4 protein-coding genes and 1 pseudogene are annotated in these 3,932 nt (G+C 68.6%); 1 reads left to right on the top strand and 4 read right to left on the bottom strand.

Annotated features, from left to right (window positions below; translation table 11 throughout):
- From ACWELQ_RS40500 to ACWELQ_RS40490, 3 genes are all read right to left on the bottom strand, one after another.
- On the bottom strand, positions 1-745 hold a 745-nt coding region (locus ACWELQ_RS40500; RefSeq protein WP_452402293.1), incomplete at its 3' end, for an alpha/beta hydrolase.
- A 202-nt stretch (positions 746-947) separates the two neighbouring features.
- Entirely contained in the window at positions 948-1,355 is a 408-nt protein-coding gene (locus ACWELQ_RS40495; RefSeq protein WP_452402291.1) for a hypothetical protein, read from the bottom strand.
- Positions 1,356-1,492: 137 nt separating this feature from the next.
- Positions 1,493-2,872 carry an ABC1 kinase family protein gene (locus ACWELQ_RS40490; protein ID WP_452402292.1) on the bottom strand — a complete coding sequence of 460 codons (1,380 nt, stop codon included), beginning with the start codon at positions 2,870-2,872 and terminating at the stop codon, positions 1,493-1,495.
- Positions 2,873-2,971: 99 nt separating this feature from the next.
- Here ACWELQ_RS40490 and ACWELQ_RS40485 point away from each other — a divergent pair, with 99 nt between their 5' ends.
- On the top strand, positions 2,972-3,724 hold the full coding sequence (locus ACWELQ_RS40485; RefSeq protein ID WP_452402290.1) for a TetR/AcrR family transcriptional regulator: 753 nt from the start codon (positions 2,972-2,974) through the stop codon (positions 3,722-3,724).
- On the opposite strand, the pseudogene ACWELQ_RS40480 reads toward ACWELQ_RS40485, so the two are convergent.
- Positions 3,641-3,932, bottom strand: a pseudogene (locus ACWELQ_RS40480) (lipase); the annotation flags it as partial. The gene ACWELQ_RS40485 and the pseudogene ACWELQ_RS40480 sit on opposite strands and share 84 nt — an antisense overlap.

Below are 3,932 nucleotides of genomic sequence, written 5' to 3'. Positions count from 1 at the left end.
GTAGGGATTCGGCGTGTAGGTAGGGGTCGTTGGCGGCCCACATCGGGTCGTTGGGGGCGCCGTACATGTTGGCGGCGTCGCCGCCGCCGAAGGCTACGGTGATGCGGACGAAGGCTTGGCCGATCGGGTCGGCGATGCGGGCGCAGCCGCTGTAGGCCGCCACCGAGCGGTAGAGGCCGGGTTTGGCGATGGGGAGCTGCAACACCGAGGTGCCCGACATCGATACGCCCGCAAGGCCGTTCACGCCGGAGGTGCCCAGGGCGGCGTCGATGAGCGGGGGTAGTTCCTCGGTCAGGTAGGTGGTCCATTTCATGACGCCCAGGCGTGGATCCGGTTGCCGCCAGTCGGTGTAGTAGGAGGCCGCACCGCCCATCGGCTGCACCACGTTGACGTTCTTGTCGGCCAGGAAGTCGAACACGTCGGTGCGGCGGGCCCAGGAGGCCGCGCCGGTGCCGCCGCTGCCACCGCTGAGCATGTAGAGCACCGGGCGCGGCGCGGAGGTGTCGGCGGGGCGTTGCACCTCGACCGGGAAGTCCGCGTTCATGGCGGCGGAGTGGACGGTGAACTCGAGGTGGCGGCCGTCGAGGACGTGGACGGCCATGATGCTCGAACCGTCCGGCGACGTCGGTGAGTCGGCCGGATCGTCGGTCTCGGCCACGTCCGGTTGCGCGGCGGCGGGGAGGTCGAACGGGCTGGCGGACAGCGCGATCGGAACCACCGCGGCCAGCACTGCCACGCTGCACATGATCGAGCGGATTCGCACGTCCGGGGTCCTGGTTCTCGTGTGCCGCCGGGCGCGCGCGGCCCGGCGGCGGTGCTTGCGACGGCGTCGACCGCCGCGCCCCGATCTGGTGCGCATCGGGCACGCGGCGGCGAGTCTGACAGTCGCCCGCTAACGGGAGGTTTCGACTTGCTGTCGCGCAGCGGGCAACTCGCGCACCGGCGGCTCAGCTCAGGGTGAGCAGTTTCGCCGTGCCGGAGACGACGGTCTCGCTGCGATCCACCAACGCCACCCGCACCTGCACGCCCGCACCGGACGCGAGGGGCGTCTGACCGGGTGTGGCGGTGAGCGCGATGGTGGCGTTGTGCTGGGAGCCGTCGCAGGTGACCGCGCTCTGGCTGCCGGTCGCGGCGGGCCCTTCCGCGTTCGGGTCGCCGACCATGGCGTCGATGCTGGCGACGCCCGCGGAGGATTCGCAGGTGTACTCGATGGCGACCGACGACGCGGTGGCCGAGTCGACGGCGACCGAATTGGCGGCGAAAGCCGGTGCCGCACCGACTATTCCGGCTCCACCCAAGACCGCCAGGGCGGTGAGCACACCCGCCGAACGCCGCTGATTCCGAATGGTGAGCATGAGTTTCGTTCCTCCTGAGCCTCGGACGGACGAAAAGCTGACATACCGGGAAAAACGTGCGGTCTGGTTCGCACCGCCGCTCACCATGGTCCAACCCGTGGCCCCGATCGTGTGGGAGACCCGCACCGCGCGGCGCGTCACGCCCCGGCGCGATCGGACCGCCACCGCCGGGTGACCCGGCCGATCTCGGTCACCGGAGCCTCTCCATACAGCCATTCGCGTGCGATGCGATGCCAGTTGTTGCTGGCCCGCAACTGCCCGAGGGCGGCGAAGGTGAGCAGGTCCGCGCGGCGGGAGAAGACGTGTTCGGGCGGCAGCAGCTGCCGGCGCAGACCCCGGAACTCGGCCGAGCGCGGGTCGATGGCGAGCACCACCGCGGTGGTGGCCAATTCCGGCGTGACGGTGATCTCCTCGTCGAGCAGGTGCCAGCCCGCGGCGGCCCAGACGTAGTCCAGGACCTCCTGTCCGGTGACGCCCGCGCCGGGATCGATGATGCCGCGCCCCACCCAATGGTCGTAGAGGAAGTCGCCGCGCCGCTCGCACGCGGCCCGAAGTCCGGTGCGCTCGTATTCCACATCTACGGCGTTCATCCGGTGGTACAGGCCGAAATCCACGAAACCCACGCGCCCGCTCGCGTCCAGCAGGATATTGCCGGGATGCGGATCGCCGCAGAACTCGTGGTCGGCGAACAACCCGCTGATGTAGAAGCGGTAGACGAGTTCACCGATGTGGTCCCGATCGGCGTCGGGTAGCGCCCGCATGCCCTCGAAGGACTCCCCTTCCACGAACTCGGTGACGAGAACCTGCTGGGTGCAATACTTTTCGACGCTGTCGGGCACCACGATGAACGGGTGGCCACGGTAGCGGGCCGCGACCCGATGCTGGGTGCGGGCCTCGCGCGGATAGTCGAGTTCGCCGCCGATATTGTCGGTGATCTCGTCGAGCACCGCGGCATCCCCGGCACTGGGCAGCACGGCCTTCAAAAGCCCGCTCAGCATGCGGAGATTGCGCATATCCGCCCGGACGGCGTCGTCGACCCCCGGATACTTCACCTTCACCGCCACCGCGCGGCCGTCCCGCAACCGCGCCCGATACACCTGCCCGATCGACGCCGCCGCCACCGGAGTCTCGTCGAATTCCGCGAACACCCGCGACAACGGCCCCAGATCGTGCTCGAGCACCGCGCGCATCCCGCTGAACGGCACCGCGGGCGCACGGTCGCGCAATTCGGCGAGCTTGTCGCGGAACAGTTCCCGATGCGACTCCGGCACCAGGTCCAGATCCAGCACCGAGAGCATCTGCCCCAGCTTCATGGCCGCGCCCTTCATGCTGCCGAGCACGGTGACCAGTTGCTGCGCGGCCTGCAGCGAGGAGCGTTCCGCGAGAACGCGGCGGGCTTCCTCGGGTCGCCCGATCATCGACAGCCGGGTGCCGAGCCCGCGTGCGGCCTGCCCGGCGGCCAGCCGCCCGAGACGACCGCCGCGCGTGATGCGGCCCGTGGGTAGTTGGTGGGCCAAGAGATCCTCCACGCCGTTGTGACGCAACAACATACCCGACCGGTTTCGATGTTCGAGGGCTAAGCTGAGCATCGCTCATTTTTCACCAAGGAGGCCGCGATGCCGCCCAAGGCCGTGCGCAACCGCCGCCGTCCGACCCAGCAGCGTTCCAAAGCCACCCGCGAGCACATCCTCGACACCGCGGCCCGCCTGTTCGGTGAGCGCGGCATCGCCGACACCTCGACCAACCGGATCGCGGCCGAGGCCGGGGTCAGCATCGGCACGCTGTACCGGTATTTCTCCGATCGCGGCGTCATCGTGGAGGAATTGCTCGGCCGACTGCTCGAGAACATCGAACGCCGCTTCACACAATGGGTTTCGGGACTCTCGCGCCCACCGGCGACGCCGTTGTTCTCCCACGGTGAGCAGCTCATCACCGAATTGCTGGAAGTGTTCACCGAGGAATTGGTGGCCAACGCGAAACTGGTGCGCGCGCTGGTGGCCGGTGTGCAGTTCTACAGCAGCGGCCTGCCCGAGTTCGAGCCCCGGCTGCGATTGCTGGTGAAGGTGCTGCTGATCCAGATTCTCGGCCCCGGCGACGATCACCGCTACGACATGATGACCTTCGTGCTCATCAATACCGGGTTCGCCGGAGTGCTGCGGGTCTCGGCGCTCGAGGTGGGCAGTCAGGAACGGCAGGAGGCCATCGCCATGACCGCCCGGATGCTGTCGGCGTGGATCGAGGCCGAGTCCCGGACGCCCGGTGCCGCATCAGCGCGGCAGGGCGGGTCAGAGCCCTCCGCCGCCGCCCAGCAGCCACGGGTTGAACGTGCAGTCGAGGGTGGGGTGCTGCACGGGATCGAGCGCGCGTAGCACGATCGACAGCGCCCGCGGCGAGTACATCATCGTCAGGTGATCGGAAACATCCTGCTCACAGCCGTCCTGGAGGGTGATGTTCGAAACCTGGGCTCCCGGACCAGCTTTCAGGAACGTGAGGTCGTAGGGGTTGGTGATCTCGTCGTAGCGGGTGCCGATCACCGTGTAGTCGATGCCCGGCATCGTGTCGCCGCCGACATTGAGC

The sequence above is a fragment of the Nocardia sp. NPDC004722 genome (assembly GCF_053601505.1).
This window is presented reverse-complemented; position numbering and strand designations above follow the sequence as displayed.

Coding starts and splice junctions, on each gene's coding strand:
- ACWELQ_RS40495 (WP_452402291.1), bottom strand. CDS start 1,355: ATGCTCACCATTCGGAATCAGCGGCGTTCGGCGGGTGTGCTCACCGCC.
- ACWELQ_RS40485 (WP_452402290.1), top strand. CDS start 2,972: ATGCCGCCCAAGGCCGTGCGCAACCGCCGCCGTCCGACCCAGCAGCGT.